Origin of the sequence: Mycobacterium sp. RTGN6 (assembly GCF_033804605.1) — a bacterium.
Classification (GTDB): Bacteria; Actinomycetota; Actinomycetes; order Mycobacteriales; family Mycobacteriaceae; genus Mycobacterium.
This window is the reverse complement of the sequence record NZ_JAPZKZ010000001.1, coordinates 819,718-846,019: the sequence shown is the minus strand read 5'-3', so window position 1 is coordinate 846,019 and position 26,302 is coordinate 819,718. Positions and strand designations below refer to the sequence as shown.

Here is a 26,302-nt window from a genome sequence, read left to right as displayed (position 1 = left end):
GTGACCGACGGAACTGATGGTGTCCGGCTGCAGAAGGTGTTGTCGCAGGCCGGTGTCGCGTCGCGGCGCGTGGCGGAGAAGATGATTCGCGACGGTCGCGTCGAGGTCGATGGGTCCATCGTCACCGAACAGGGCACCCGGGTCGATCCCGACGCCTCGGTGATCCGGGTGGACGGCGCCCGGATCCAGGTCGACGACACGATGGTCTACCTCGCGGTCAACAAGGAGCGCGGGATGCACTCGACGATGTCGGACGACCAGGGCCGGCCGTGCATCGGCGACCTGATCGAACATCGGGTCCGCGGCAACAAGAAGCTGTTCCACGTCGGACGGCTCGACGCCGACACCGAGGGACTGATCTTGCTGACCAATGACGGCGAGCTTGCGCACCGTCTGATGCACCCGTCCTACGAGATCCCGAAGACCTACCTGGCCACGGTGAAGGGCTCCGTACCAAGGGGATTGGGCCGCAAGCTCAAGGACGGCGTGGAGTTGGACGACGGGCCAGCCCGCGTCGACGACTTCGCTCTGGTGGACGCGGTGCCCGGCAAGTCCCTGGTGCGAGTCACCCTGCACGAGGGCCGCAAGCGCATCGTGCGCCGAATGCTGAAGGAGGTCGGGTTCCCCGTCGAGGAATTGGTGCGCACCGACATCGGCACGGTGGCACTGGGGGAGCAGCGACCGGGAAGCATTAGGGTGTTGACGCGCAAGGAGATCGGCGAACTGTACAAGGCGGTGGGGCTGTGAACGGGGCGCTGACGATTGCCGTCGACGGACCGGCGGGGACCGGAAAGTCCTCAGTGTCAAGGGGTTTGGCGCGTGCGCTGGAGGCGCGCTACCTGAACACCGGTGCGATGTATCGGGTCGTGACGTTGGCGGTGCTGCGTGCGGGTGTCGACCTCGCGGACGCCGACGCGATCGGCAACCTGGCGCCACTGGTGGACTTGGCCGTCGGGTTCGACCCCGACGAGGATCTCGCCTTTCTTGCGGGAGAAGACGTTTCGGTGGAGATACGCGGCGACGCGGTGACTGCCGCCGTTTCCGCCGTGTCGGCGGTACCCGCGGTGCGGACGCTGCTCGTCCAACGGCAGCGTGAACTGGCCGATGGGAACGGGAGCGTCGTCGTCGAGGGACGCGACATCGGGACGGTCGTGCTACCGGACGCAGACGTCAAGGTCTTCCTGACGGCGTCGGCCGAGGAACGTGCGCGTCGGCGCAACGACCAGAACGTCGCCGCCGGGCTGAACGACGACTACGACGCGGTACTCGCGGACGTCCGTCGCCGTGATCATCTCGACTCGACGCGGGCCGTCTCGCCGCTGCGCGCTGCCGAGGACGCGGTGGTCGTGGACAGCAGCGATTGGACGGAAACGCAGACCATCGCCCACCTGCTGGAGCTGGTGCAACAGCGTGCCGGGGTTCATCGATGAGCGAGTCGGACGGCACCTGGGTCGACGAGGGCGACTGGCAGCTCGACGGGGACGTCGTCGCCGCCGACCTGGAGGAGGAGTACGCCCCACCACCGGTCGTCGCGGTGGTCGGACGGCCCAACGTAGGCAAGTCGACGCTGGTCAACCGCATCCTCGGGCGCCGCGAAGCCGTCGTGCAGGACATCCCCGGTGTGACCAGGGACCGGGTGTCCTACGACGCGAGCTGGTTGGGTCGGCGCTTCATGGTGCAGGACACCGGCGGTTGGGAGCCCGACGCGAAGGGGCTGCAGCAGTTGGTCGCCGAGCAGGCGTCGGTGGCGATGCGGACGGCTGACGCGATCATCCTGGTGGTCGACGCGGTCGTTGGTGCCACCTCGGCCGACGAGGCTGCGGCCAAGCGGCTGCAGCGCTCGGGCAAGCCGGTGTTCCTCGCCGCCAACAAGGTGGACAACGAACGCGTGGAGGCCGAGGCGTCCGCGCTGTGGTCGCTCGGGTTGGGGCAGCCTCATCCGGTCAGCGCGATGCACGGCCGGGGAGTGGCCGACCTGCTCGACGCCGTCCTCGAGGTGCTGCCCGCGGCGTCCGAAGTCGGTTCGGGCGGTGGCGGACCCAGGCGAGTGGCGTTGGTCGGCAAGCCGAACGTGGGCAAGAGTTCGCTGCTGAACCGGCTCGCGGGCGACGAGCGGTCGGTGGTGCACGACGTGGCGGGCACCACCGTCGACCCGGTGGACTCGCTGATCGAACTCGACGGCAAGACATGGCGATTCGTCGACACCGCGGGTCTGCGCCGGAAGGTGGGACAGGCCAGCGGACACGAGTTCTACGCCTCGGTCCGCACGCATGGTGCCATCGATGCGGCCGAAGTGGTGATCGTCCTGATCGACGCCTCCCAGCCGTTGACCGAGCAGGACCAACGGATTCTGACGATGGTGATCGAGGCGGGCCGCGCGCTGGTGTTGGCCTTCAACAAGTGGGACCTGGTCGACGAGGACCGGCGCTACCTGCTGGACCGGGAGATCGACCTCGAACTGGCGCAGGTGCAGTGGGCGCAGCGGGTGAACATCTCGGCGATGACCGGCCGTGCGGTGCAGAAGCTGGTGCCTGCGCTGGAGGCTGCCCTCGAGTCGTGGGACGCCCGCATCCCGACGGGGCGGCTGAACTCCTTCTTCAAGGAGATCGTCGCCGCGACGCCTCCGCCGGTGCGTGGCGGCAAGCAACCCAAGATTCTCTTCGCCACTCAAGCGACGGCGCGTCCGCCCACGTTCGTGGTATTCACCAGTGGCTTCCTGGAGGCCGGCTACCGGAGGTTCCTGGAGCGGAAGCTGCGCGAGACGTTCGGTTTCGACGGAAGCCCGATCCGGATCAACGTGCGGGTCCGCGAGAAGCGGTCGACGAGGCGCTAGCAGGCGATTTCAGCGCTCCCAGCCGCACCCGCTAACGTTCGGGCAGTGCCCGTCGTCGACATGATCCTCATCGCGCTGGCGGGTGTCGGCGCAGGCGCGATCAACGCCGTCGTCGGCTCCGGCACCCTCATCACGTTCCCCACGCTGGTCGCGCTCGGCTATCCGCCAGTCACCGCGACGATGTCCAACGCGGTAGGCCTGGTGGCCGGAGGCATCTCGGGCACATGGGGGTATAGACGGGAACTGCGCGGCCAGTGGGACCGGCTGCGCTGGCAGATTCCGGGCTCGCTGCTCGGGGCGGGCGTCGGCGCGTGGCTGCTGCTGCATCTGCCCGAAAAGGTGTTCGTCGCGGTGGTGCCGGTGCTCCTCATCGGGGCACTGCTGCTGGTGGTGTTCGGCCCGCGGATTCAGGCGTGGGCACGGGCGCGTGCGGAGGATGCTGGCCGGTCGGTGCACCACATCTCGAGGGGCCGAATGGCCGCGCTGGTCGCCGGGACGTTCGCGGTCGGCGTGTATGGCGGCTATTTCACTGCAGCCCAAGGCATTCTGCTCATCGGGGTGATGGGTGCGCTGCTGCCCGAGGAGATGCAGCGCATGAACGCGGCGAAGAACCTGCTGTCGCTGCTGGTGAACATCGTCGCGGCGGCCGCCTACACGCTAGTGGCGTTCGACCGGATCAGCTGGCTGGCGGCCGGGCTGATCGCGGTCGGATCGCTGGTCGGCGGGTTTCTCGGAGCCCATTACGGACGGAAGCTCTCGCCGAACATGCTTCGGGTCGTCATCGTGGTCGTCGGGCTCATCGGGCTGTACCGACTGCTGAACATCTAGAACCCGACGCGCGACGGCGGCGGTTGGGATTGCAGGTGGTGGCTGCGGTAGCATTTCGACCGCTGCCGGCGATCCCGGCAGTGTCGCGGGCTGTGGCGCAGCTTGGTAGCGCACTTGACTGGGGGTCAAGTGGTCGCAGGTTCAAATCCTGTCAGCCCGACCAGAGTTAGAGCAGTTCAGGGGCGGTTTTCGCGAAAGCGGGAGCGGCCTCAATTGCGTTGAAATGTTCTCGGATAGCAACGGCGGTCAGAAGTCCGATAGCCCGAGTTGATCGGCCAGGACGTCGACCGCCGACCGCGCCGTCGAGTCCGAGGTGTGCCCATAGACATCACCCGTGATCGAGATCGACGAGTGGCCGAGCAGATCGGCCACGGCCTTTGATGTGCACGCCCGCCTCCAGCCAGGCGACAGCGCGCTCGGCCACGTCGAGCACCTCCTGCTGATCGACACCGGCGATGGCGATCAACGCCTTCATCACCTCGGAGGCCGCGCTTAGGCCAGTCACGTCGTCACGGTATCCGAGCGAACCGACGAAGAAGCTGACGCTGATTCCTGCAGCAGCAGTCGACGGGATGCCGCCTAAATGAGTCGCGGCTTGATCACAATCAGCATCGATCTGCGTAAGCTCTCGCGCAGACCACAGTGAACCCACCTCTACAAGGGACCTGCTTGATGACGCGGATCATCTCATTTGAGATCGAGGGCTTGGCGGGACGCACCAAGCCCGTGCAGCACGTGCTGAATGACGATGTGAACGTTTTCTGGGGACCGAATGGCAATGGCAAGACGTCCATGCTGAAGGTGCTGCATTCGGCGCTTACAAATGACGTCGAAATCTTGCGTTCCGTAGCCTTCGACTCCGCTCGAGTCGAGTTTTTCAGCGAGGACCGTAACCGCACACTGACGCGGACCATCACTTCCGAGCAAGTGAGAAAAGTTCAGCGCACGCGACAGCCCGTTTACGATAGGGACCAAGGGCACTACTTCATTTGGAGGTCAAGCGAGCCGTCGGAAACGAGTGACTGGACGACAACGCCTAAGACAAAAAACTCCGCAGTTCGGTTCTCTCACGGGTGGCTCCCGATTACGCGCATCACCGATAGCGCCCCATTGAGCAGGCGCAACCATCCCCCTGATACCGCTAGTCGGCTCACCGAAGCCGACATCGACGATCTCTTCTCCGAGGGCATCGAAGGGCGTTGGCAGCAGTGGCGATATAGGTCGAACGCGGAAATCAAAGTAGCACAAGACGTCGCCCTCACGGAGGTCCTTGAGGTCGCGTTACGCGGTGTGTCGAAGCGCGACAAATCCGTCAAGCCGCTCGAGCCGAAACTTGCTTACGAAGTCGTCTCCACGTTCTTCGGAGAGCGCAACCCGAACCTAGGCTTCAAATTCCGCAGTTATGAGGAGTTCGCCCGTCGTTACGAAGCCGACCCACTTCTACGCGATATTGTCCAGCGGCTTGAGAAGGTGGAATCGCGGATTTCAGATATCGAGGCTCCGCAAAAGCGACTCGAGGAGTTGATCCGCGACCTGTTCTCCAACGGACGGAAGGTCGTCTTCACTCCGGAATCAATCGTGGTTAGCGTGCGTGGATCAGATATTCCGCTGGGGTCTCTCTCCAGTGGTGAGCGACAATTGATGCTGATCTTGCTCGAATGCCTTCGGGGCGGAACCAGTACGATCATGATCGACGAACCCGAATTGTCGATGCACGTAGCCTGGCAGAATCGACTCGTCGACAGTATGCGGCGAGTGAACCCCCGATCGCAATTAATCATGGCGACCCACTCACCCGAAGTCATGGCCGAGTTAGCCGATCGATGCGTGATCGAACTCTAGAAAAGCCGACGTGGTCGGTTAGCGCATTTCACAAGAAAGTCCTCACAAGTCCGTACTGTCTGCACCTCGTAGTCGAGGGCAAAGCGCATGACGGCAGCTATTACGGCAAGATCGCTGAGTCCAGCGCGGAAATTCGCGACCGGGGATATCAAGTCACCAAGGTCGAGAACTTGTACACCGGCGGCGGCAAGTCGGGGATATTGAAGGTCTATGAAGGCATGAAGCAGGAATCTCGGCTCGTCCAGCGGACCAAGACCGCCCGTAAGGTGACCGCGTTCATGTTGGATCGCGATGTTGAAAATATCGTCGGCGGGTCGAGACGAAATCCCCACATTCTCTACACCAATGGGTACGACGTGGAAAGCGACATTCTTCATAATGGCGATGACGCACTAGCCCTGTCGACAGCAACCGGCCTAGCCCCAACCGATGCGAGAAGCCTGGCGCAGAAGCTCGGCGACTGGCGATCACAAGCTGCTCATGAGTGGCGTGAGTGGATACTGCTTTGTTGCATCGCCAAGGTCCTCGGCATCCAGTCGAAAGCCAGTTTCGGACGCAACGTCGTATCCAACGACGACCTCGCGTCAGTTCAGGCATGCCGCGCACATCTGAAGACTGCCTCCGGCCTGTCGGACGCCGCCTTCGACGAACTCGAGGAGCGCCTCGAGACGAAGATCGCCACTGCGTTCAGGGTAAAGAGGACGTACACGCTGCTCAAAGGAAAGTGGTTGCCCGCCTACCTGCGACGCCGGATCGAGGCTGAACTCGGCGGTAAAGACCACTGCGACCTCGCCAATTTCGAGACCCGCGTGGTCAGTAACTACGTCGCATCACTCGACTGCACGCAGCCGTGGGCGCAGCGCTATCGCGATGGCTGGGAAAGTCTCCTCAGCACATCGTGACGCCGTCGCGGTTCTGACGCTTGCGCACCTGTCTTAATAACGATGGGTTGTTCAGAAGCGGGACCTGCGGCTCGACCGCGGCTCACCACCTGGACCGACGCCCAGCGCCGAGTGTCTTGAAACCCGTCTCTCAAACCGGTCAACCTACGGATTTGCGAGACAGGGGGAGCAGTGGCCAACATCAGGTACGCGAGGGCACCGGCAGATAATCACTGCCGTCGGTGGTTCGTCGGGTCAGGAGTGGGAGGAGCGCAATTACACGCATCTCGCGCAGCAGCGCAGCTTGCGGACGCGGAGAGCCGTGGCCCGGAGCGTCGTTGCCGATCTGCATCGGTAGGGTCCGAGCCCTGGAGGTCGGGCGGCACGCAGCGCTGGGCGAAACGGTGGGCATCCGCACCGGGCAGCACCGTTGTCGTCGTTGAAGAGCAACGCATCGGCATGCGAGGAGGGGATCGTGCCCAAGCAGGTCAGAGTGACGCCGGAGGACATGCAGATGTCCGTGGCAACGGTTGATGCGCACGCCGGCGGTGTGCATGCCAAGCAGCTGGAAGCAGATAGCCGCATGGAGACCGCTCAGCAGGTCTGCCTGCTGGTTCAGCTGCCGCGCTTAGCACCGCCGTCTCCAAGTGGCAGGCGGACACCTCGGCACTGTTCGGGCACATGATTGACCACGCTGACGGCTGCGAGCCGGGGCGGCGGCCTACCAAGCGGTCGATGAGAACAGTGCGGATGACATTCACGACGCGGGACGAGCAGCCGGTGCGCAAGATCTCGGTCTTTAGCCGAGCACCGTGACGGTATCCGTCGAGGAGATCGACCGCTGGGACGCGGGTGACGTCCGAGAGGTTTTTCATGCGACCCGCAGCCGGGTTAGACGCGCGTCGCGCCGCGGCTCTGGAACGGTTCCCTGCACCTCTCCCGCGTACCGTCCGCCCCATGGACAAGAACGCAACGAACCGCACGTCAGGCCCCTCTCTTGAGCCGTACACGAAGCTCGCCGACACAATTATCGGATTCGCCACCGCGGTTGAGGATCTGGTCACGACGGAGCTCTCGTATCCCTTCTCTGTCGGGAGTGAGGCTCTACGCGACTGCGCCGCCGACGGGCGGCACCCCGGCACACAGACCACGAAGGCGCTGACTCGGCTATGTGCGAATCAGATCCGCGCCGCCGCGGTGCAGTGCGACCTCCATCGCGGGATCGCCGCTGGCTTGTCCGTATCGAAGGTCTACTTCTCGCCGTTCCCGTTAGCGCGGACTTGTGTCGTGACAGCCGCGAAGGCGTGGCACATCCTCGGTGGAGCAACGCGGGAGGAGCGACTGCAGCACTATCTCAACGAGGAGCTGGACGCTCTCTATCGCGCCCCATGGGACTTCAACGACCAGGATTCGCGCGCCGACATCGCTGCGCGCACGGACGATCACGTGGCGGTCGGTGCGACTGCAGGCCTGCGAGTGGTGCCCAAGAACAACGCGAGGGACTGGGAAGCGCCATACCTGATCCGTTCCGGCCAGGTACGCAAGGACAGGCCGCCGTCGGAGACCGATGTGGTGCGGGGCATATTCGCTGCATCCGGTCTCGGAGCCGATGAGGCACGCGTTCCGTACACGTTGCTCTCTGCTGCGACGCACGGCCGCTTCAACTACGCGGGTGTCTCGGAGTCCGTGCTCACCGGCCGATCCGTGAACGGCGTGCCGACGATCGCTATGCACTCGTCGGCGGGCACCACGGCCAAGGTGACGGTGCTCGCCGCGATCGCGACTCGTACCCATCTCCGAGCGTTGGCGCGGTATGCGAACGTGTCGGAGGATCTCGTGCAGGACCGTCTGGGTGACACGCTCGCGGAGTGGTGTGCGATCGGCGGAGTTCCGGTGCCCGAATAGCCGACGCGGGAGCGTAGTGCTGCCGCAGTGAATCAATATCGGAGCAAGCGCAAGGCTGGGCCGTGAGAACCGCGGATTGGCAAGCACGTCCGTCACTTGGCCAGCGCACCCGCGACACTTGCGTATGCTGCGTCTCGTTGGTCCAGTCGCTGCTGACGAACCATGGGATCAGAAGTCCACAACGCCTGTCGACTGGGATGGATGCACTCAACCACCATCAGATCCTTGTCGCCGACGAGTTTGGGCGCTTTCGTTGCAACTCGTCGCCAGCCAGCCGCAGCATCGCGCCCCTGAAGCAATATGACGCGCAGAACTGGAAGAAGAGGCAGCAGTTCGATTAAGACCGACGCACCCGCCTCAAGCTCGGCAGCGGTGGGGGCGCGATTGATGTACCAAGGGTAGGCGTTCCACGGCAACACATCTGACGCCTCGATCCCGAAGCGCACGAACAACTCGGCTTGGCTCTCGGCAGTCGGGTCATCGTTCTCTACGCAGAGGAACCCCGATCCGCCCTCGGTTCGTGTCTTTGGACCCGGATCGCGCAGAACGCTTAGAACCCGAGCTTTGGTGCCGCCGTGAATAGGTGCGACGTAGGGCATCCACCCGCGGTCGTCCAGCCCGATGAAACGATCAACGAGTTCATTTACTGGCTTGATGTGGGAGTCCATCATGTGGACAGCCTGATCATTTCGAAACAAGGGATCACGCATCCGTCGGACCACGACGATGACGCTACGCGCCGCGCAGATGCGCTAGCGCTTTGGCGAGAGGGTGGCATCAAGTCGAGTCGAATTAGAACTGTCGCGTCATCTTGGGGTGAGAAGTGATACGACTTTCCGAGGGGGAGTTCCCGATACGGCGCGGTTATGGGGGAGTGCTATGACATTGCCAGCAGGTTGGTACGAAGACCCTTGGCAACACGCCGAGGTGCGGTGGTGGGACGGTCGGCAGTGGACGTCGTCAACTGCCGGGCCCTCGCCACGAGTACGGTCGGCACCGGTCAGCTTGGGCGATCTTCTTGGTAGCGATGGTCGTGTCGCTGTCGTTGACGTTGAGACGACGGGCCTGTACCGCACCGATCGCGTCGTCGAAGTCGCGGTCGTGACGGTGAACGCCGATGGCGTCATAGAGGAAGAGTTCGACACTCTGGTCAACCCGATGCGCGACATGGGCGCGACGTGGATTCACGGCATCGACACGGCGATGGTGCGCGATGCACCGACATTCTCGGACGTGGCACACCACGTGGCTGCGCGGGTCAACGGTGCCGTTGTCACGGGCCACAATGTGCGGTTCGACATGCGCATGCTCGGCGACGAGTTCGACCGCGCTGGCATCGACATCGACTGGGGCACTGGACTGGACACCTTGTCGGTCACCGGCTGCAAGCTCGCCCAAGCCTGCATTGACCATGAGATCGCGCTTGAAGGCGCGCACTGCGCACTCGTCGACGCCCGTGCCACCGCGAAATTGATGCTCAAGCTGTGCGCCTCATTCGCCGACAGCCCCCTTCCCGCCAGGGCGAGACCATTGATGGTTACGGCGATGCAGGTCTGCCGTCGCGACGGCAAGGCCCACGTTCAGCCGCCACAGACGTATCTAGCTGCTCTGGCCAAGGGCATCCACACAACACCGGATGTCGCTCCCTACGTCTCCTTACTCGACGTTGCGATCGTCGATCTGCGGCTCACCGCGAACGAGCGCGCCGAGCTTCATGCACTAGCGGCTGACCTAGGACTCGACGACCTCGCGGTCACCCGCGCCCACCGCGACTTCCTCGCCGGGCTCATCGACGCCGCCGTCGAGGACGGCATCGTCACCGACGACGAACTAGATCAGCTTTGCCGGGCCGCCGCGCTGCTCGACATCGACATCGAGCATGTGGCCGGTCGGACCGACCAATTCCGCACGACCACCACGGAACTCATGCTCTCCGCCGGACTCAGCGTGTGCTTCACGGGAGAAGGGTGCGATCAGCACGGAAACCCGGTCGAGCGCACGGACCAAATACGCCTCGCTGAGCACCATGGCCTAGTAGTCGTCAAGTCCGTCACCAAGACTGGGCCAGACCTACTCGTGGCAGCCGACGCAGGCTCGCGATCAGAGAAGGCACGCAAAGCCCGGCGCAACGGGACCCCAGTCACTTCGTATTCGGCGTTCGCCAATGCCCTGACGACAGGCAACTCCCTGCCGGTCGCTCAGATGTCGTCAAGCGGGGTGGCGCTCGTCTGCGCCGAATGCGGGGACTCCTGGATCGCGTCGCGACGCCTCACCAACCCTGTGTGCGCCGACTGCTCTTAGCGACGATCGGGGAGAGAGTCGTCAAAGGGACGGTTCGGGGTTGTTATGCGGCACTGTGGCTTTTATCGGCTTGATGTGGGAATCCAGCACGTGTGCACCTTGATTCGCTCGGAACAATGGGTCACGCATCCGTCTTGCCACGGCAGTGACGCTACGCCCGAGCAGGTACGCCCAAAAATGGCAGCACGCCCATGGCGTACTGCGAGGCGACAGTGCATCGACGGCCAGTTGACGTAGGCGGGAGCCAGCTGCCCGTTGTCTCCGGGCAGCCTGTGCCGCACCGCCGAATTGCTGTCAATGGCCAAGTAGAAGTATCCGCTGACGGCTTCGGCAGATAGTCCCGGTGTGATCGCCAGATAGTCCCGGAAGGACGCCAGGCCTAGGCGGAAGCCAATGGGTTCTAGCGCCGTGCGCAGGGCATGGCGATCTGGCGCTATCTCAAAAGTGCACGCTGCCTGCCCTGATGAGAACCTCTAGACCCCTCATGTCATGCGTGGGTCTTCAAACCGTTCTGTCAGTCGCCGAATTTCACCGCTTAGCGTTTGGACCTGACTATGTAGATCGGTACGCAGAGCGTCGATCTGGGCGGCGGTTGCTGCCTGCTGGGCGGTGTCCTCTTCAGCGACACGCTGGACGATCCAGGACGCGAGGGTGGCGGTGACGACGCCGACGAGACTGATCCCACCGATCATGAGCGCCACCGCGATCACCCGACCGGTACCGGTTACGGGCGAGAGGTCGCCGTATCCGACAGTGGTGATGGTAGTTATCGACCACCACACTGCGTCGCCGAAGGTCGTGATTTTCGAATCGGGTTCATAGCGTTCGGCGTCCAAGATTGCCAGAGACGCTACGTAGACGAGTAGGACGACGCTGCTGGCGGTGTAGACGACTACGCGCCCGCGAATGGCCCCACCGATCGCCTTCTGCAATGCGGCGACCAACACGACCAGTCGTAGAAGCCGCAACGGACGCAACAGTGGAAGTGCAACGACCGCCAGGTCCAGTAGGTGACGGACGAACCATCGCCCGCGATCGGTGGCAAAGCACAGGCGGGCGATGTAGTCGACCAGGAAAACCGCCCAGGTGATCCAGATGACTAGTTGTAGGCCGGTCTCCACCCGCCCCTGCGGTTGAGCCAAGACGCGGACCGAGTATGCGCCGAGGAAGATAACGGCAACGATCGCGAGTGGCCACTCGGTGCGTGACTGCCACCGTTCCAATCTGAGCTTGGCGTCTGTCGGACCGAAGCCTTCAAGCACCTCGCGGTTATTCACGACGCTCAAATTACGGGACACGGCGTAGCGACAACGTCCTGGCAGTCCTCGGTCTCTCCAACGGGCCTCGTCGATCCGGTCGCCTGAGATGATTCCAGCAAGCGGCTCCAGACCTCTGGTGATCGTGCCGCCACTCGCGCAATGCCTAGCGCCACACCGCGTGGCCGTGTTGACGCCTACTAGACGGCCCCGATCGGGAGTCCGCCAAGTAAGTCACACCACCGCACCGCTCAGGCGCGCCAACGTGCCGAGGAGCACCAGCGCCGGGGATACGGCCCGACCGCGACCAGTCCCCTTTAGCGGTTGGAGTTCGGGCTAATACTCCTCCGCAGCAGAAGATTACAGCCGTTAGCACCTCATTGAGGTGGAGAGCGGCGGATAGCAACGCGGATAGCAACGCATCCCAATTCGTGCGTGTCCGGGTGCATCCTCTGACATCCGCTTCCAGTACTTGAAGTGCGAAGACCGGACACCAGCAAATACCCACGGACGCCGAAAATGACACTGGGGGTCAAGTGGTCGCAGGTTCAAATCCTGTCAGCCCGACGCAGGTCAGAGGCACTTTCCGGTCATCCGGAAGGTGCTTTTTTTCCGTTGGTGCGCCAACCCGTGCCCCAAGCAGGTTTCCGTGCGCCAACGGTCACAGCCCTAGCTGCCCTGCCAGACCGTCGACGGCCGCGCGTGCAGTGTCGTCGGACGTGTGCCCATAGACGTCGCCCGTGATCGCGATGGAGGCGTGCGCACTGGCACCGCAGGGCCATCGTGACCGTTACCGGCGCCGTCGAGTTCTACGACGACGACGGGACCTGGTGGCTCGAAGAAAATGGGCTGTGAGGCAACACGTCCAACGGGCATCCTGTACGGATGGCGCATGTAGCGGTGTTGATGGGAAAGGTTCATCCCGAAGCCGGTGATTGGTACTTCGACGAACCGCTCGTCGTTAAGAGTGGCGACGACGAATTTCAGATTGCAGTGGTGCATTCGAAGTTCAGCATTCGCGTGACGTCGCCGAGCGACGAGGACGTGGACGGCGACTGGTTTCGGCAGCTATGGTCCCGCGCTTCCGCGGCCCTCCGCGGGGCCCTCGACGGGCTCGGATTCTATAGAGGTGCCCGACTCGAAGTGGAGTTCGTCGGCGCGACCTTCGACAACAACGGCGTGTTGTTCGAGCAGCCAAATCGTCTTGATTTCGCCTACACCCAAGATTCTCGGATAGAGGCTGAACAACTCGCGCCTGTCACTTGGCACGCGTTCGACAACGCCCACATTCGCCATGCGCTGGCGGATGTCCGGCAGGCGCTCACCCTCGACGGTGATGCTGGTTTCCATTGCTACCGGGCAATCGAAAGTCTGCGCCAGCACTACCTTCTCGGCGATGAAGACGACGGATCGGCGCGAAAACTGTCATGGGAAAGTCTGCGAGATGATCTCGGAGTGTCGAAGGCCGAGATTGACGTGATCAGGGAAGCCGCAAAATCGCGTCGCCACGGAGGTGCGCAATCAGTCGCCTACGCAGACACCCTCGCTCACGTGAAATGGACGCGCGACATCGTGATGCGATTCATTGAGCGCCTGCCCACGGTAGGACCCGGCAGATTGGCCGAGCTGGACGTATAGGGCCGCTGAATATTCAGCGCCGAATTATTCGTCGCACTTGAACAAGTCTTCGGGCACGAAAAGCTCCGTGCAGCCGCACTTGCCGCACCCGTCCGCGGTTCGGTGGGCGACGGGATGACGGCACTCGTCGCACCCCACGAGTACCCAGCGACCCACCGCGTTGTCGAAGCGGTCCCGGCAGACGCCGAAGACGGGGCCCACGTGCTCCACGAGGTCGGCCGCCGTGCGAAGTATCCGCGCCACCTCGTCGCGCGCGTAGTCCTCGAAGACGTCGCCCTGCGTGTGAATCGTCAGCCTGAACATGGTCGCCCCACCTCCCGATTCACCGAACGTAGCTCGTCACCCGGGCTAGCACGTCGAGGCGCGCCCGTGGCCCAACCGGTGCGCCAACCAGGTCCGAAATTCGGTCCCAACCGGTTCGGGCCGGATCGGTTCGCCTCGGCTCGGATTGCGCACTGAACTGCGCAAAGAGGGGCATCATGCGTACCGCCGCGAACCCGTTCGAACGGGCTTTTGTGGGCTGGGGGTCAAGTGGTCGCAGGTTCAAATCCTGTCAGCCCGGCCAGAGTTGGAGCAGTTCAGGGGCGGTTTTCGCGGAAGCGGGAGCCGCCTCAATTGCGTTGAAATGTTCTCAGATAGCAACGGCGGTCAGAAGTCCTATAGCCCGAGTTGGTCGGCCAGCACGTCGACCGCGGACCGTGCCGTCGAGTCGGAGGTGTGCCCGTACACATCACCCGCGATCGAGATCGACGAATGGCCGAGCAGATCGGCCACGGCCTTGATGTGGACGCCCGCCTCCAACCAGGCCACCGGCGCGCTGTGGCGAAGAGTGTGTACGCCGACGTCGACGATGCCCGCCTTCTGCGCTGCGATCTCAATCGTCCGCAACACGTTGCGCGGGTCGACCGCAGTGCCGAACTCAGTCGCGAACACCAAGCCCTCTTCGGTCCATTGGTCATCAGCGAAGGACACAAGCTGCTGCAAATCTGACGTCACCACTCAATTTTCGGTTCCGTCAATAAAATGCAGCGCGCTTTGCCGTCCGTCGGTTACATTGCACCACGGTGTGGTTACTAGCAAAGTCCAACGCCAGATGCGCCAGCCCGCGACCCGAGGAGTCGCGCTCGAAGGTTCGAGTTCTGGATGCACGACCTGAAGACGGCTCGGCTCGGTGGTGCGGCTTGTCCCGCTGGGGTGACGAAGTGATTTGAGAGGAACTCTGATGGCGGGGACGAATTGCAGCGGCAAGCCGAGCGGCCGGCTGCGCGGCCGTGGTGACTATCGCGTCTTGCCGGTCTCGCGATGGTTGAGCGCCGGCGCGGTCACCTTGGGAATGGGCGCCGCGATGATTGCTAGCGCGGCTCTGGCGCACGCCGAACCGGCAGCGTCGGACGGGGGCTCGTCATCGACATCGAATGGGAGCACTGGCGATACAGACGCTTCCGGCAGTACGGGATCGCCGTCATCCAACGGTGCGGCGTCGGCCAAGACCCCAGAGACTTCGCCGACCGGAACGGCCGGATCGAGAGCCAACAGCACTGACGCCGACGACGGAGCAGGTACCTCATCGACGTCGGCTACCGACCGGTCGGCGGTCACGACGACGAGCGGGGCCGCGACGTCGACGCCACCCAGCCACACATCTCAGGCATCTTCGGCCGAGCCTCAGACGTCGGCGACCGGCCTGACCACCGCAAGCGTCCAGGCGAGCCCAACCCGCGCCGCTCGCACGACCACTACACCAGCCACGTCGATCAATGTGGCACCCGCGAACACGGCGAGGATCGCTCCCGCGGCGGCCGCAGCAGGGGCGGCCCCCGATCTGGGCGCACTGGTCGGAAACATCCTCGCGGTCTTCGTCAGCAACGGCACCGCCGCCAACCCGAACGCCGGATTGTTTCTCGGCACTGGCTTCAGCTACACCAGCGATACCTGTGCCGCTGGTGTGGCGTGCACTGGCGGCAACGGTGGTTTGTTGCTGGGCGTAGGCGGCAGCGGCTTCCAAGGTGGCGACGGCGGTTCGGTCGGGGTCGTCGGCAACGGCGGCGCGGGCGGGGCCGGGGTCGCTGGCATCAACGACGGTGCAGGCGGCAACGGCGGTAGCGTTGGCCTGCTATTCGGCAAGGGCGGGGCTGGCGGCGCGGGCGCGGCGGGCACCCCTGGCGCCAACGGCAGCAATGGGGTCGACCCGGGTGAATCGGGTACTAGCGGTTTGGCCGGCGGCAAGGGCGGAGCCGGAGGGGCCGGCGGGGGCGGCGGCATCTTCGGTGAGGGCGGCGACGGTGGAGTCGGTGGTGCAGGCGCGATCGGCGGTAACGGCGCCAACGGCGTGAGCGGACTGGCGGCGACCGTCGCTGGCGGCGAAGGACAGGCCGGCGGGAGCGGCGGCACGGGCGGCATCGGAGGCGACGGCGGCACCGGAGGTGCTGGCGGTAGATCCTTCTTCGGGGGGGCGGGCGCCAACGCGAACGGCGGCGATGCGGGCGACGGCGGCAACGCGGGTTCCGCGGGTGACGGTGGGGCCGGCGCGGCAGGAGACGCCAGCATTGCGGACGGAGGGGCCGGCGGCGCCGGCGGCGACACGGGCGCCGCGGGTGCCGGCGGAACTGGTGGGCTGGCTGGCAGCGGTGGCACTGGTGGCCTGGCCGGGCTCGACGGTACCGCGGGCATCGCAATCACCAGTGGTGGCAACGGAGGTGGCGGAGGCGACGGCTACAACCCCATCGCCCCGGTTGCCATCGTCGGCAACGGCGGCCGTGGCGGTAACGGCGGTAATCGAGGCGACGGTGGAGACGGCGGGGCTGGCGGCGACGGGGTCACCGGCGCCAACGGCATTTCCGGGAGCAACCTGGCCCTGCCTGGACCAGGGGGCGATGGCCTGTCCGGTGGGGTCGCCGGTAACGGTGGCGCAGGCGGGCTAGGCGGATCCATCTCGGGTGACGGCGGCAGCGGCGGAGTCGGCGGGCACGGTGGCCGCGGCGGTAACGGCGGCAACGGCATCAACGGCACCGATGGTGTGTTCAGCCTGGTCGCTGCTGATCTGAACGGCAAGGCCGGAACTGACGGTGGCGACGGTGGCACCGGCGGTACGGGTGGTATCGGCGGTGCTGGCGGCGGCACGGCTGCCGGTGGGTCGGGCGACGCGGGCGTCAACGGCGACGGCGGCCAAGGTGGCGGTGGCGGTAATGCCGGCGCGCCGGGCAACGGCGGCACGGGCGCTGATGGCTTCTTCATCATCGCCAGTGGTGCCGGTGGCAACGGCGGCAATCCCGGCAGCGTGGGAGCGGGCGGAGCAGGCGGCGCGGTGGGCGCAGGTGGTGACCCGGGCAGCGGCAACGTCGGCAGTGCTGGCGCCGACGGAGCCGCCGTCACCAGCGGCGGCAACGGCGGCGACGGAGGACGAGGCGGCGACGCAGCCTTGCCGACTGACGACGGTGGCAGTGGCGGGGCCGGTGGCAATGGCGGTTCGGTCGGCAATGGCGGCAACGGTGGGGCCGGCGGCAACGGATTTGCAGGCGTCGTCGGTACGCAAGCCGCACACGGAACCGGCGGCGCAGGCGGTTTGGGCACGGTGGGAACGGACGGCGGCGACGGCGGGGCCGGCGGTTTGGGCGGATCGACGTCGGGCAACGGCGGCAACGGTGGTGCTGGCGGCAATGGCGCCAATGGCGGCAACGGCGGCGGCGGCGGCAACGGCGAGTCGGGCGACTTCCTCGAGTCCGGCCAGGACGGCGGCAGGGGTGGGGACGCCGCCTTTGCAGGTGACGGCGGCAGCGGCGGTGCAGGCGGTGCCGCTCTGGGCTCGGGCAACGGCGGCACAGGCGGCGTCGGTGGTGCCGGAGGAATCGGTGGAAGCGGCGGCGGCGGCGGCTTCGGCGGCCACAACGGGAGTCAGCCATTTGTCGATGGCAATCCCTTCGGTTCCAACCCCGACGCGGGCGACGGCGGCGACGGCGGGTACGGCGCACACGGAGGATTCGGAGGAAACGGCGGTGTCGGCGGCGCCGCCCTCGGGTCGGGCAATGGCGGCGTCGGCGGGAATGCCGGAGCGGCCGGAGCCGGCGGAGCGGGCGGCAACAGCGGCGGCGGCGGCGGCGACTCGGGTGTCTACGACACTAGCGGTGGTTTCGGAGGCTTCGCGGGCGACGGTGGCAATGCCGGAGCGGCCGGCGTCGGCGGAGCCGGCGGCGCAGCCATGGGTGCTGGCAACGGCGGAGGTGGGGGCGTCGGCGGAGCCGGTGCCATTGGCGGCGCCGGCGGACACGGCGGCACCGGGGGCGTCAGCAGCGAGTTCAGTGGCTACGGCGGCGTCGGAGGCGATGGCGGTTACGCCTCCTCCGGAGGCTTCGGCGGTGCCGGTGGCGCTGCAGCGGGAGCCGGCAGCGGCGGTGTCGGAGGCGATGGCGGCATTGGCGGTATCGGTGGCCGTGGCGGCAACGGCGGCCACGGTGGGGCGGAGTACGACGACTATGCAACCGGAGGCGCCAGGGGCGGCACCGGAGGCCGTGGCGGCAGCGGTGGCTTCGGCGGGGTCGGCGGCAATTCCGCGCTCGGACCTGCCGGTGCTGGCGGCAGCGGCGGCAACGCAAACACAGGCGGTGCCGGCGGCACCGGCGGCAATGGCGGCACCGGTGGCTACGGCGGCCTGTTCGGAACGTCTCCCGGCACCGGAGGCCGAGGCGGCACCGGTGGCACCGGCGGTAGCGGCGGCACGGGCGGTTGGGGTGGCTACGGCGGCAATTCCGGCGTCGACGCCGGCGGGGACGGCGGCGATGGCGGCGACGGCGGCGACGGCGGAAAGCGCGGCGCCGGCGGGCTCGGCGGAGCCGGGAACGAGGTCTTCTTGCACGGAGGCGGACCCGGTGTGGCCGGCACGGCCGGTACGCCTGGGACCGGCGGTTCCGGCGGCGTCGGACGACCTGGCGGCACCGGCACCCCACCGGGTACCCAGGGTGATGGCGGCGACGACGGGATCGCTGGCCTCTAAGGGCCCGACCGGCGCGGCGATAGCGTCGCCGCGCCGGCGATCTCACACGATGTGCAGGTCGTCCGGAACTCGCTTGCGGTCACGCCAGAAGGCGTCGTCGACGAATCGCTGGTAGAGATCGGGCGGCAACAGCGATGCGCGCGGCTCGGCCCTCACCTTGGTGCCTACGGTATGCAAGCCGGGTGTACCGGCACGAGAGTCGAATTCGGTTACGTCGTAATCGATTCGGTCGAAGTCGTGCTCGAACAATGGCTCTCCGAGAAAGTCGTAGATGGCGCGCATCGTCCCGGCAGGGTCGGTGGTCAGGGTCTCGTACTGCACCAGCAGCAGCCGATCCCGCTGCGCGCCGTAACACGCTTGTTTGAGCGCGTCGAAAGGTCCGCCGACCATGCCGTCCTGCGCCGCAACACCATTGGCGCGGGTATAGACGGTGCCACCGGCGCTGTAGTTGAAGATCGAGGATGGGCTGAAGACGTTGCGCTGAATCAGGCGTTCGATGCTATCGATCACCCAGGGCACATCACGCACGCACGCAATCACTTTCGCGCCCGGAAAGAGCTGAGCAATGGCGGGCATCCATGCGCACCAACTTCGATTCGTATCGAAGATGACCTCGGCGGTGCAATCGGCGTAGAAGTTCTCGAACAGCCCGCTCAGTATGCGTCGGCGTTTGGCGTCGTCGATGAACACCGAATATTCGTTGCGGGCGCTCATCTGTCCAAGTAGCGCACCGAAAAGGCCGGCCAGCGGGCCGGACATCCCGGCCTCGAAACGGGGGTTCTGTCGCAACAAGGCCGCTAATAGCGTCGAGCCCGAGCGCGGCAAGCCCGAGATGAAGTGTTGTGATGCCACGGGCGCTCCTTGAGGACAACGTTCGCGCTGCCCGCGGGCATCGAGTCGGGTGATTTCGCAACCTTAGCCGAATCGCCACTCTGTGCGGCCGAGGTTCCGTCACCCCTGCGAATGTGCCAAGGGCGCCAATGACTCTGAGGGCGCGTCGTCAAAGGCCCGCGCCGGAGCAGTGAACGATTGAGCCTCGCCGCGACAACCCGTCGGACAAGGTTCGCAGGTGCTCGACCAGCGGCCCATGATCTGCCCTAACTCGGAGATCGATGAGGTCAATCGACTCTCGGGTACCAAGGGCGTGCGCGGGGTGGCCTTGGCAGGCGCACCGGGGGTTGGCAAATCCCGGATGGCCCGTGCGATCGTGGGGCGGCTGTCGAGGCAGGATGGCGTAGCAGTACATCGAATCGTGTATTCATCAACGGATGTATTGCGTCGCCGAAGGTCACTCCCGGCGATCTGCGGGTCTGTCTCGATAACGATGGGTTCTTGCGACCGAGGCGCCGACGTGCCGAGGAGGAGCAGCGCCACGCCTTGGCCGACTCGACGAATCACCCTGCGGCGCAACCCGACAACTCGTAGGCGTGGATAGCAACGCCGATAGCAACGGCATTCGATGCGGGCATGTCCACCGCCGTCCGCCCACGTTCTACAAACCTGCCCGACGTGCTCGGATAGGGCACCGGCGGATTCTCACGGACCCCTTCGACGACACTGGGGGTCAAGTGGTCGCAGGTTCAAATCCCGTCAGCCCGACCAGAGTTAGAGCAGGTGAGAGGCGGTTTCGGAGAAATCCGAGACCGCTTCTCCTTCGTTCCAGGGCCGCAGTACGCCAATTCGTACGCTCACCAACCCCGGCGGCTGGCGAGGCGTACGACCTTCACTGGTCAAGTGAGCGCCGAGGATTCAAGTTGCCGCACTGCCACCAAGCGCGTTCGCGACAATCGCCCTCGTCATCGCGACTTTGGCGCCTGGCTAGACGGCGGCGGCGCGTGCCGCGACCGATGGTCGCGCTCCTCGGTTCGCTGGTTCCGCATTGCGCACCATGGCGCAGTTCCAACATTGCGCGTTTTGTGCCGGTCGCAATTTGTACGATGCGCAGCGTGATCCCCGCGTCCCTTCGATCCATCCCAGCCGGCGTCGTTGACGTGACCGCTCCAGTAACCATCGATGGCCTGAGTTACATCGATCCAGCCGATCCCGCGATGGCGATGTACCGCGTACTGGCCAATCTCCGGCAGCCAGTAGCGTTGCGTGACTTGATGATTGCACCGGTGCGCAGCGGCTATATCGGCGACGGGCGTTCACCGGACTCCGCCCTGGTCCCGCCGAGCGGCGCCGAGGCCGTGCCGGACGTGGACGTCGTTGAGGTCTACCTGCCCGTCAGCGACGGTGTCGCGCGTTGTCAGCTCTACCGGCCGACGACCGCGCCGCCCGCCGAACACCTTCCGATGATCGTCTACTACCACGGAGGCGGCTTCACTGTCGGCACGTCGGATGACTGCGACTTCCTGGCCCGAAAACTGGCCTACACCAACAGTGCTGTGGTGGTGTCGGCGAACTATCGGTCGGCCCCGGAGTTCCCATTTCCGACGCCGTTCGACGATGCCTTCGATGTCTACCGCTGGGTGGCCGATCATGGCCGCGACCTCGGTGGCGATACCTCCCGGATCGCGGTCGCCGGCGACTCGGCCGGATCCACCATCGCCGCGGCCATACCGCTGCGCGCACGCGACGAAGCTGTACCGATACCCGGCGCCGTCGTGCTGCTCGGTGCGTTCACCGACTTCCAGTACGAGCGGTGGGAGTCGTTCCGAAGGCTCGCGCCCCGCGGCATCGTCTACGACACGGCGTTCATGGGCTATATCCGCGGCGCGTATGTCTCCACGACGCCGTGGAACCATCCGTGGGTTAGTCCGATAGAGGGCGACCTGGCGGATTACCCGCTCGCCGTCGTCACTGCGGGTACCCACGACCCCCTTGTCGACTCTGCTAGGGCATTCGCACAACGGGTCCGCGATGCCGGCGGTCGCACGGTCGACTACTTCCCGGACGGCCTACCGCACGGTTACTACTTTTTCCCCGGTATCTACGCCGAAGAAAACGTGGTGTACGACCTAATCGCGGAAGCGCTCGCCCACCCATTCGGTCGCTGAGGCACAGCGCACGGCATTTACACCGCCCGTTTGGTGCGGTCCCCGCGCGGGTATCCGACAGCAGCCGGAGTCAATCACGTTGGCTCGCCATGCAGAGACACTGGCTGTGACGGCCTCATTCAAAATCCAGAGTCGACGCGAGGCAACTGCCAGCGCGACAACCGTAGCGCCGACACAGGAGGCGAGGGTCACGATGAATTCGAAGAAGATCGCAGCCTGTGCCGCGATGGCCGTGGTGCTGGGGTTCGGCGCCCTTGAGGGTGTGGGCCTTACGCAAGCTAAACCGCACGACCCCGGTCCGTGTGTCGTGCCGGGGGGCAACTGTTGGGTTCCCGGAGATCCGCCCGGACACAACCCGTTCGGCCCGCCTGGACAGGTGATGCAAGGAAACCCGGTCGTTCCCGGACTTACTGGAGTTCCGCCGGGACACTGGGGAGAGACGTGGGCGCCGTGGGTTGGCGCTCCGGATCTGCCAGTCGTTTGGAACAACGACCTCGTGGCCTGGGGCGTCTGGTGGCTGGACCAGTTCATCCCGCTGCCGCCCGGTTAGTCGACTACCGACCAGCACGGCCTCTACCGCGCGCTGGCGGACCTTCGTCGGGGGCAAGCGCTTGTTCGCGACGGAACCGCTCTTCTTCAACTGACCCGCCATTGCAATTCGCCGTCCCTATGCTTTAGTGCGCCTCGCGACCAGAAAGTCGGGGATTGCATGGCCTATCTGTTGGGCATCGACGGCGGGACGGAGAGCATCCGGGCGATCGTGTTCGACCTGGACGGCCGGCCCACGGGCTCGCACGCCAGCGCCTATCAGACCCAGTTCCCGAAGCCGGGTTGGGCGGAGCAGAACCCGGAGGATTGGTGGCGCTGCCTCGGCGAAGCAGTGCGTGGCGCGCTCAAAGCTTCCGGTATTTCCGCCGATCAGGTGATCGCGTTGTGCATCGACACCACGTGCTGCTCAGTCGTCGCGGTGGATGCAGAGGGCACGCCGCTGCGCCCCGCCATGATCTGGATGGATGTGCGCTCGGCCGCCGAAGCCGCCGATGTCGCTGCCACTGGCGATCCCGCCCTGCGCATCAACAGTGACGGCAGAGGACCGGTCTCCGCCGAGTGGATGATCCCGAAATCCCTGTGGATGAAACGCAACCAGCCGGAGCTGTTCAGCCGAGCCGCGCGCATCTGCGAGTATCAGGACTACATCAACTGGCGCTTGACCGGCCGCTGGGTCGCCTCGCTCAACAACACGTCGGCGCGCTGGCACTATCAGAGCCGCGAAGGCGGCTTGCCGCTGTCGCTACTCGGGAAGCTCGATCTTGCCGAGCTCGAACAAAAATGGCCGCCGGCGATCGTGAGGCCCGGCGACGTCATCGACTCCCTCACCAAATCCGCGGCTGAGCATCTCGGCCTCAAGTCCGGCATTCCGGTGGTGCAAGGCGGCGCCGATGCCTTCATTGGCGTGATCGGCCTCGGCGTCACCGAGCCGGGCGAGATGGCGCTCATCACCGGCTCATCGCACCTGCATCTCGGCATCGCCGCGCGCGAGGTCCACGGACCCGGCATCTGGGGCACCTACATGGACGCCGTCTATCCCGACAAGCCGGTGATCGAAGGCGGCCAGACCTCAACCGGATCGGTCATCGCCTGGTTCAAGCGCCACTTCGCGCCGAACACCACGCTCGATGCGCTGGATGACGAAGCGGCACAGATCGAGCCCGGCTGTGAAGGCCTGCTGGTGCTGGACCACTTCCAGGGCAACCGCACGCCCTACACCGACGCCCTGTCGCGCGGGGCGATCACCGGGCTGACTTTGAAGCACACGCCGGCGCACGTCTATCGCGCGATCATGGAAGGCATCTGCCTCGGCACCAAGCTGATCGTCGAGAACTTCGGCGCGGCCTTCACGCCCAACCGCATCGTGGTGGCCGGCGGTGCGACGCAATCGCCGCTCTGGCTGCAGATCCACGCAGACACGATCGGCGCGCCGCTGGCGCTGACCGAGGTGTCGGACGCCCCTGCCCTCGGCTGCGCGATCCTGGCCGCCCATGGCGCCGAGCGCTTCGGCAGCATCGAGGAAGGCGCCGAGGCCATGGTGCGGACGGCGCGCACCATCGAGCCCGACGCCGCCAACGCCCAGCGTTATGAGGCGTTCAATCCCCAATATCGCGAGCTCTATGCCGCGCTGAAGAAGGTACGAGAGACAATATGACTGAAAAACCATGAGTGCCGACAACAAGCTGCGCCGCGCGGCTCAGCACCTGCGCCGCCGTCACATGCTCGTGCGGGCCGCCATCGCTGTAGCACTCTTGATCCTGACACCGATAGCGCAGGCATCGGCAGCTCCGCCCGATGTTGCAGGCAATGTGAGTACCGCTGTGTATGTCGTGATGCACAAATCCTTCACGGCGACAGTGGATGCCGACCAGTGCGTCGGTACGGGGAACCTTGCGACTATTCGACGAGGTTCCTGGGTCTTCCTCTCGGAAGGGTCTCCAGAGTCGTCCGAAACCCCCAAAGTGGCTGTGGGCCAACACTACCGGTCGAGGCTGAGTGGGGGGAATTGCGAGGTGTTATATATCACAAGCGCGCCCGTCCTACCCGTTTTCAACGTGCAGTTCGCCGGCGCGGAGGGCGAGGTGAGTCCCACATTCGGCCCCGTCGCGTCACAACCCGTCACCGACCAGCCGGGTATCCAGCAGGTGATTCGTGTCGATCTGGGCGTAGAACCGTAACCCTCAGCTGGCGCTACGCCGCCGGCGCCCTCTTCAGCGTCGTCTGGTCACTGGCGGCTGCGCGTGCCTGTTCCTCACTCAACTGAAGAAGGCGTTACCGACATGCACTGTGCCAGGAACCTTCGTCTGGGCGTGTTGGCTCACTGCGGTTTGGGGCGAATCTCCTGCGGCAGAAAACTACCGTCGTTCTTGCCCACTTCATCAGCCATGAGTTCGTTCAGCAGGGCGTTCATGCGCAGGATGAGGTCCTTGTTCTTCTCTGGGTCCAGGGCGAGATTGCTCGTCTCGAGCGGATCGCTCCTCAGATCGAAGAGCTGGACGTCGTTGTCCCGCAGTATTTCTTCCATCGTTGTCGGCGTATTGAAGTTGGCCGGCGCGTAGTAGCGCGCGAACTTGTACTGCCCGTCAAACGCGAAACACATGAATCCCCGTCTATTGAGCTTCGATTGAAGCTCCGTCAACGGCGGCGCCGGTTTGTTCTGAAGCAGTTCCTTCATCCCTGCCACGCAATAGTCCGCGTCGATGGTGAGCGGGCCGACGTAGTTGAACAAGGCGCCGGGGCGGACGGCTTGCGGACTCGCGGTATCGGCCGTGGCGAGCACCCCGGAAAAGTCGTGGCCGGGCAATCCCTTGACCGCTTCGCGGCGCTGGTCCTCGGGCAGCCCCGCGAGCCCGGGCAGCGACGGCATGAGATCCAGGTGGCTGGTGACGACCTCCGACGATTGGCCCCGGGCGTAGTCGGGATGGACCACGATCAACGGCACATGGGAGTTGCCCTCGTACGCCATCGGTCCCTTGCCCCGGATGCCGCCGTGATCACCGGCCATCTCGCCGTGATCGGCGGTGAAGATCACGACCGTCTCTTCCCATAGGCCGAGCTCGTCGAGGCCGTCCTCGAGTTGTTGCAGGCTGAGGTCCGTGTCACGAATCATGTTCAGGTAGTAGTCATTGAAGACTTGCCACATGTCGGGGCGGTTCGTAGGGATGGCGCCAAGGACGCCCTCCCACCCGGTGTTGTATTCGCCCAACGCCGGTGGCATGCCCGGCGCCGACAGCGACTCCTGCAGTGTCGGTGAGGGAGCGGTGTTCCAGCGCTGGCTGTAGAGCGAATTCTGCGGCGGAGTGACGATCGCATCCTTCGAAATGGCCTGCTGCACTTGAGGTGTTCCCGGGACATTGGCGTCGGCGTACATGATGTCGTGCGGGTTCAGGTAGCTCATGACCAAGAAGAAGGGCTGATTGGATTCGCGCAGCCTGGGCACATTCCCACGCAGCCAGCGGACGCCTTCGCTGGCCGTGTACACATCGGTGTCATAGCCCTGGTTGGGCGCGCCAGGTTTGTCGCCGTCGGGTTGGTAGACGTCGAATCCATAGGGCTGGAGCGCTTCGCTGTAGTTGACCGTCGGCTTGGGAGGGATGATGTCCGCTTCCATTTCCCACTTGCCGAAGAATGCGGTCTGGTAGCCGAGCTTCTTCATCATCGAACCCATGTTGGGCTGGTCGAGCCGCAAGTCCGGCACCCAGCCGGTCTCCATCTGGTCGAAGACGCCGTTCACTTGCGGCGGATGCCCGCTGTAAAACGCTGCTCGCGAGGGCGTACACATCGCCGAGGCGATGTAGTGGTTCCGAAAGGTAATCCCTTGCTGAGCAAGGCGATCCAGGGCTGGAGTGGTGTAGCCCGCGGCGGCAGGCAAGTCGAACCGCGTTTGATCGCGAATGATCAGGATGATGTTCAGTGGCTGGTTCGGCGGCCGAGGAGTGCCGGGGGCTTGGGGCACTGGCTGGTCGCGGGGGACCTGGGTGGCGCCCTGCTGCCGCCCGGTGACGTCGGGGCCGTCGCCCTGTAATGCGGTGGCGGCCACGGCGCCCGCAGCGGCACCGAGACCGAGCAGCCCAGCGCCGCCGAGCAAGTGACGTCGACTCAACCGCCCTGCGCCCGGCTCGACCGGGTCCGGGGGAGGCGTCGTCGGAGCGTCGGGTTGCTCGGTCATTTGACGGTCACCGTGTCCGGCAACCGGAAAGTGCGGTCATGACCATTACGACGTCCCCCCGACAGGCCAACCCGATCCGTCGAGCTGAAGCGTAGTTCTAAATGCTGCGACCTGT

At 65.1% G+C, this 26,302-nt stretch carries 22 protein-coding genes, 1 tRNA gene and 1 pseudogene; 16 read left to right on the top strand and 8 right to left on the bottom strand.

Features of this window, described 5'->3' with window-relative positions; all coding sequences use genetic code 11:
• The 5 genes from SLQ33_RS04195 to SLQ33_RS04175 all read left to right on the top strand — a co-directional run bounded on the left by SLQ33_RS04195 (nucleotide 1) and on the right by SLQ33_RS04175 (nucleotide 3,824).
• Entirely contained in the window at nucleotides 1-747 is a 747-nt protein-coding gene (locus SLQ33_RS04195; protein WP_319452500.1) for a pseudouridine synthase, read from the top strand.
• A complete protein-coding gene (gene cmk, locus SLQ33_RS04190; protein ID WP_319452499.1) occupies nucleotides 744-1,430 on the top strand; it encodes a (d)CMP kinase in 687 nt (228 codons plus the stop codon). Before SLQ33_RS04195 ends, cmk begins: the two co-directional genes overlap by 4 nt.
• Nucleotides 1,427-2,833: a ribosome biogenesis GTPase Der gene (der, locus tag SLQ33_RS04185; RefSeq protein WP_319452498.1), complete on the top strand. Its 1,407-nt coding sequence runs from the start codon at nucleotides 1,427-1,429 to the stop codon at nucleotides 2,831-2,833. The genes cmk and der overlap by 4 nt, the downstream gene beginning before the upstream one ends.
• Nucleotides 2,834-2,893: 60 nt before the next feature.
• A complete protein-coding gene (locus SLQ33_RS04180; RefSeq protein WP_413467581.1) occupies nucleotides 2,894-3,661 on the top strand; it encodes a sulfite exporter TauE/SafE family protein in 768 nt (255 codons plus the stop codon).
• 86 nt (nucleotides 3,662-3,747) lie between these two features.
• Nucleotides 3,748-3,824: transfer RNA gene (locus SLQ33_RS04175), tRNA-Pro, on the top strand.
• Nucleotides 3,825-3,989: 165 nt separating this feature from the next.
• Here SLQ33_RS04175 and SLQ33_RS04170 read toward each other — a convergent pair.
• Complete coding sequence (locus tag SLQ33_RS04170) at nucleotides 3,990-4,166, bottom strand: hypothetical protein (protein ID WP_319452496.1); 177 nt, start codon at nucleotides 4,164-4,166, stop codon at nucleotides 3,990-3,992.
• Between the two features lie 167 nt (nucleotides 4,167-4,333).
• On the opposite strand from SLQ33_RS04170, the gene SLQ33_RS04165 reads away from it, so the two are divergent.
• From SLQ33_RS04165 to SLQ33_RS04155, 3 genes are all read left to right on the top strand, one after another.
• The gene (locus SLQ33_RS04165; RefSeq protein ID WP_319452495.1) at nucleotides 4,334-5,503 is read left to right on the top strand and encodes an ATP-binding protein; all 1,170 of its coding nucleotides are present in this window, start codon (nucleotides 4,334-4,336) and stop codon (nucleotides 5,501-5,503) included.
• Nucleotides 5,485-6,405, top strand: coding sequence for a hypothetical protein (locus SLQ33_RS04160; RefSeq protein WP_319452494.1), 921 nt, complete (start codon nucleotides 5,485-5,487; stop codon nucleotides 6,403-6,405). The genes SLQ33_RS04165 and SLQ33_RS04160 overlap by 19 nt, the downstream gene beginning before the upstream one ends.
• Nucleotides 6,406-7,341: 936 nt before the next feature.
• Entirely contained in the window at nucleotides 7,342-8,289 is a 948-nt protein-coding gene (locus SLQ33_RS04155; protein WP_319452493.1) for a hypothetical protein, read from the top strand.
• 92 nt (nucleotides 8,290-8,381) lie between these two features.
• Here SLQ33_RS04155 and SLQ33_RS04150 read toward each other — a convergent pair whose 3' ends face one another.
• The gene (locus SLQ33_RS04150) at nucleotides 8,382-8,999 is read right to left on the bottom strand and encodes a uracil-DNA glycosylase (RefSeq protein WP_319452492.1); all 618 of its coding nucleotides are present in this window, start codon (nucleotides 8,997-8,999) and stop codon (nucleotides 8,382-8,384) included.
• Nucleotides 9,000-9,168: 169 nt separating this feature from the next.
• Between SLQ33_RS04150 and SLQ33_RS33555 the strand changes: the two are divergent.
• Both SLQ33_RS33555 and SLQ33_RS04145 read left to right on the top strand, forming a co-directional pair.
• Nucleotides 9,169-9,258, top strand: a pseudogene (locus tag SLQ33_RS33555) (DUF2510 domain-containing protein); the annotation flags it as partial.
• A gap of 36 nt (nucleotides 9,259-9,294) precedes the next feature.
• Nucleotides 9,295-10,590 (top strand): exonuclease domain-containing protein, encoded by a 1,296-nt coding sequence (locus tag SLQ33_RS04145; RefSeq protein ID WP_319452491.1) that lies wholly within the window; start codon nucleotides 9,295-9,297, stop codon nucleotides 10,588-10,590.
• Between the two features lie 482 nt (nucleotides 10,591-11,072).
• On the opposite strand, the gene SLQ33_RS04140 is transcribed toward SLQ33_RS04145, so the two are convergent.
• Nucleotides 11,073-11,852 (bottom strand): potassium channel family protein, encoded by a 780-nt coding sequence (locus SLQ33_RS04140; protein WP_413467580.1) that lies wholly within the window; start codon nucleotides 11,850-11,852, stop codon nucleotides 11,073-11,075.
• An 879-nt stretch (nucleotides 11,853-12,731) separates the two neighbouring features.
• Here SLQ33_RS04140 and SLQ33_RS04135 point away from each other — a divergent pair.
• Nucleotides 12,732-13,484, top strand: a complete 753-nt coding sequence (locus tag SLQ33_RS04135; RefSeq protein WP_319452489.1) for a hypothetical protein — start codon at nucleotides 12,732-12,734, stop codon at nucleotides 13,482-13,484.
• A gap of 24 nt (nucleotides 13,485-13,508) precedes the next feature.
• On the opposite strand, the gene SLQ33_RS04130 is transcribed toward SLQ33_RS04135, so the two are convergent.
• The 3 genes from SLQ33_RS04130 to SLQ33_RS04120 all read right to left on the bottom strand — a co-directional run bounded on the left by SLQ33_RS04130 (nucleotide 13,509) and on the right by SLQ33_RS04120 (nucleotide 15,125).
• Nucleotides 13,509-13,787 carry a hypothetical protein gene (locus tag SLQ33_RS04130; protein WP_319452488.1) on the bottom strand — a complete coding sequence of 93 codons (279 nt, stop codon included), beginning with the start codon at nucleotides 13,785-13,787 and terminating at the stop codon, nucleotides 13,509-13,511.
• Between the two features lie 354 nt (nucleotides 13,788-14,141).
• The gene (locus tag SLQ33_RS04125) at nucleotides 14,142-14,480 is read right to left on the bottom strand and encodes a tyrosine-type recombinase/integrase (protein WP_319452487.1); all 339 of its coding nucleotides are present in this window, start codon (nucleotides 14,478-14,480) and stop codon (nucleotides 14,142-14,144) included.
• 282 nt (nucleotides 14,481-14,762) lie between these two features.
• Nucleotides 14,763-15,125 (bottom strand): hypothetical protein, encoded by a 363-nt coding sequence (locus SLQ33_RS04120; protein ID WP_319452486.1) that lies wholly within the window; start codon nucleotides 15,123-15,125, stop codon nucleotides 14,763-14,765.
• Between the two features lie 118 nt (nucleotides 15,126-15,243).
• Between SLQ33_RS04120 and SLQ33_RS04115 the strand changes: the two genes are divergently transcribed.
• On the top strand, nucleotides 15,244-18,471 hold the full coding sequence (locus SLQ33_RS04115) for a hypothetical protein (protein WP_319452485.1): 3,228 nt from the start codon (nucleotides 15,244-15,246) through the stop codon (nucleotides 18,469-18,471).
• A 42-nt stretch (nucleotides 18,472-18,513) separates the two neighbouring features.
• Here the strand turns inward: SLQ33_RS04115 and SLQ33_RS04110 are convergent, their stop codons facing one another.
• Entirely contained in the window at nucleotides 18,514-19,323 is an 810-nt protein-coding gene (locus tag SLQ33_RS04110; protein ID WP_319452484.1) for a sulfotransferase, read from the bottom strand.
• Nucleotides 19,324-20,462: 1,139 nt separating this feature from the next.
• On the opposite strand from SLQ33_RS04110, the gene SLQ33_RS04105 reads away from it, so the two are divergent.
• From SLQ33_RS04105 to SLQ33_RS04090, 4 genes are all read left to right on the top strand, one after another.
• Nucleotides 20,463-21,470, top strand: a complete 1,008-nt coding sequence (locus SLQ33_RS04105; protein ID WP_319452483.1) for an alpha/beta hydrolase — start codon at nucleotides 20,463-20,465, stop codon at nucleotides 21,468-21,470.
• Nucleotides 21,471-21,663: 193 nt separating this feature from the next.
• On the top strand, nucleotides 21,664-22,020 hold the full coding sequence (locus tag SLQ33_RS04100) for a hypothetical protein (protein ID WP_319452482.1): 357 nt from the start codon (nucleotides 21,664-21,666) through the stop codon (nucleotides 22,018-22,020).
• 159 nt (nucleotides 22,021-22,179) lie between these two features.
• Nucleotides 22,180-23,673: an FGGY-family carbohydrate kinase gene (locus SLQ33_RS04095; RefSeq protein WP_319452481.1), complete on the top strand. Its 1,494-nt coding sequence runs from the start codon at nucleotides 22,180-22,182 to the stop codon at nucleotides 23,671-23,673.
• 10 nt (nucleotides 23,674-23,683) lie between these two features.
• A complete protein-coding gene (locus tag SLQ33_RS04090; protein WP_319452480.1) occupies nucleotides 23,684-24,196 on the top strand; it encodes a hypothetical protein in 513 nt (170 codons plus the stop codon).
• Between the two features lie 140 nt (nucleotides 24,197-24,336).
• Here the strand turns inward: SLQ33_RS04090 and SLQ33_RS04085 are convergent, their stop codons facing one another.
• Nucleotides 24,337-26,187 (bottom strand): sulfatase-like hydrolase/transferase, encoded by a 1,851-nt coding sequence (locus SLQ33_RS04085; RefSeq protein ID WP_319452479.1) that lies wholly within the window; start codon nucleotides 26,185-26,187, stop codon nucleotides 24,337-24,339.
• Nucleotides 26,188-26,302 lie beyond the last annotated feature (115 nt).

Excerpts from the sequence above, each read along its gene's own strand:
- der (WP_319452498.1), top strand. The coding sequence starts at position 1,427 with ATGAGCGAGTCGGACGGCACCTGGGTCGACGAGGGCGACTGGCAGCTC.
- SLQ33_RS04180 (WP_413467581.1), top strand. The coding sequence starts at position 2,894 with ATGATCCTCATCGCGCTGGCGGGTGTCGGCGCAGGCGCGATCAACGCC.
- SLQ33_RS04165 (WP_319452495.1), top strand. The coding sequence starts at position 4,334 with ATGACGCGGATCATCTCATTTGAGATCGAGGGCTTGGCGGGACGCACC.
- SLQ33_RS04160 (WP_319452494.1), top strand. The coding sequence starts at position 5,485 with ATGCGTGATCGAACTCTAGAAAAGCCGACGTGGTCGGTTAGCGCATTT.
- SLQ33_RS04155 (WP_319452493.1), top strand. The coding sequence starts at position 7,342 with ATGGACAAGAACGCAACGAACCGCACGTCAGGCCCCTCTCTTGAGCCG.
- SLQ33_RS04150 (WP_319452492.1), bottom strand. The coding sequence starts at position 8,999 with ATGCGTGATCCCTTGTTTCGAAATGATCAGGCTGTCCACATGATGGAC.
- SLQ33_RS04135 (WP_319452489.1), top strand. The coding sequence starts at position 12,732 with ATGGCGCATGTAGCGGTGTTGATGGGAAAGGTTCATCCCGAAGCCGGT.
- SLQ33_RS04130 (WP_319452488.1), bottom strand. The coding sequence starts at position 13,787 with ATGTTCAGGCTGACGATTCACACGCAGGGCGACGTCTTCGAGGACTAC.
- SLQ33_RS04100 (WP_319452482.1), top strand. The coding sequence starts at position 21,664 with ATGAATTCGAAGAAGATCGCAGCCTGTGCCGCGATGGCCGTGGTGCTG.
- SLQ33_RS04095 (WP_319452481.1), top strand. The coding sequence starts at position 22,180 with ATGGCCTATCTGTTGGGCATCGACGGCGGGACGGAGAGCATCCGGGCG.
- SLQ33_RS04090 (WP_319452480.1), top strand. The coding sequence starts at position 23,684 with ATGAGTGCCGACAACAAGCTGCGCCGCGCGGCTCAGCACCTGCGCCGC.
- SLQ33_RS04085 (WP_319452479.1), bottom strand. The coding sequence starts at position 26,187 with ATGACCGAGCAACCCGACGCTCCGACGACGCCTCCCCCGGACCCGGTC.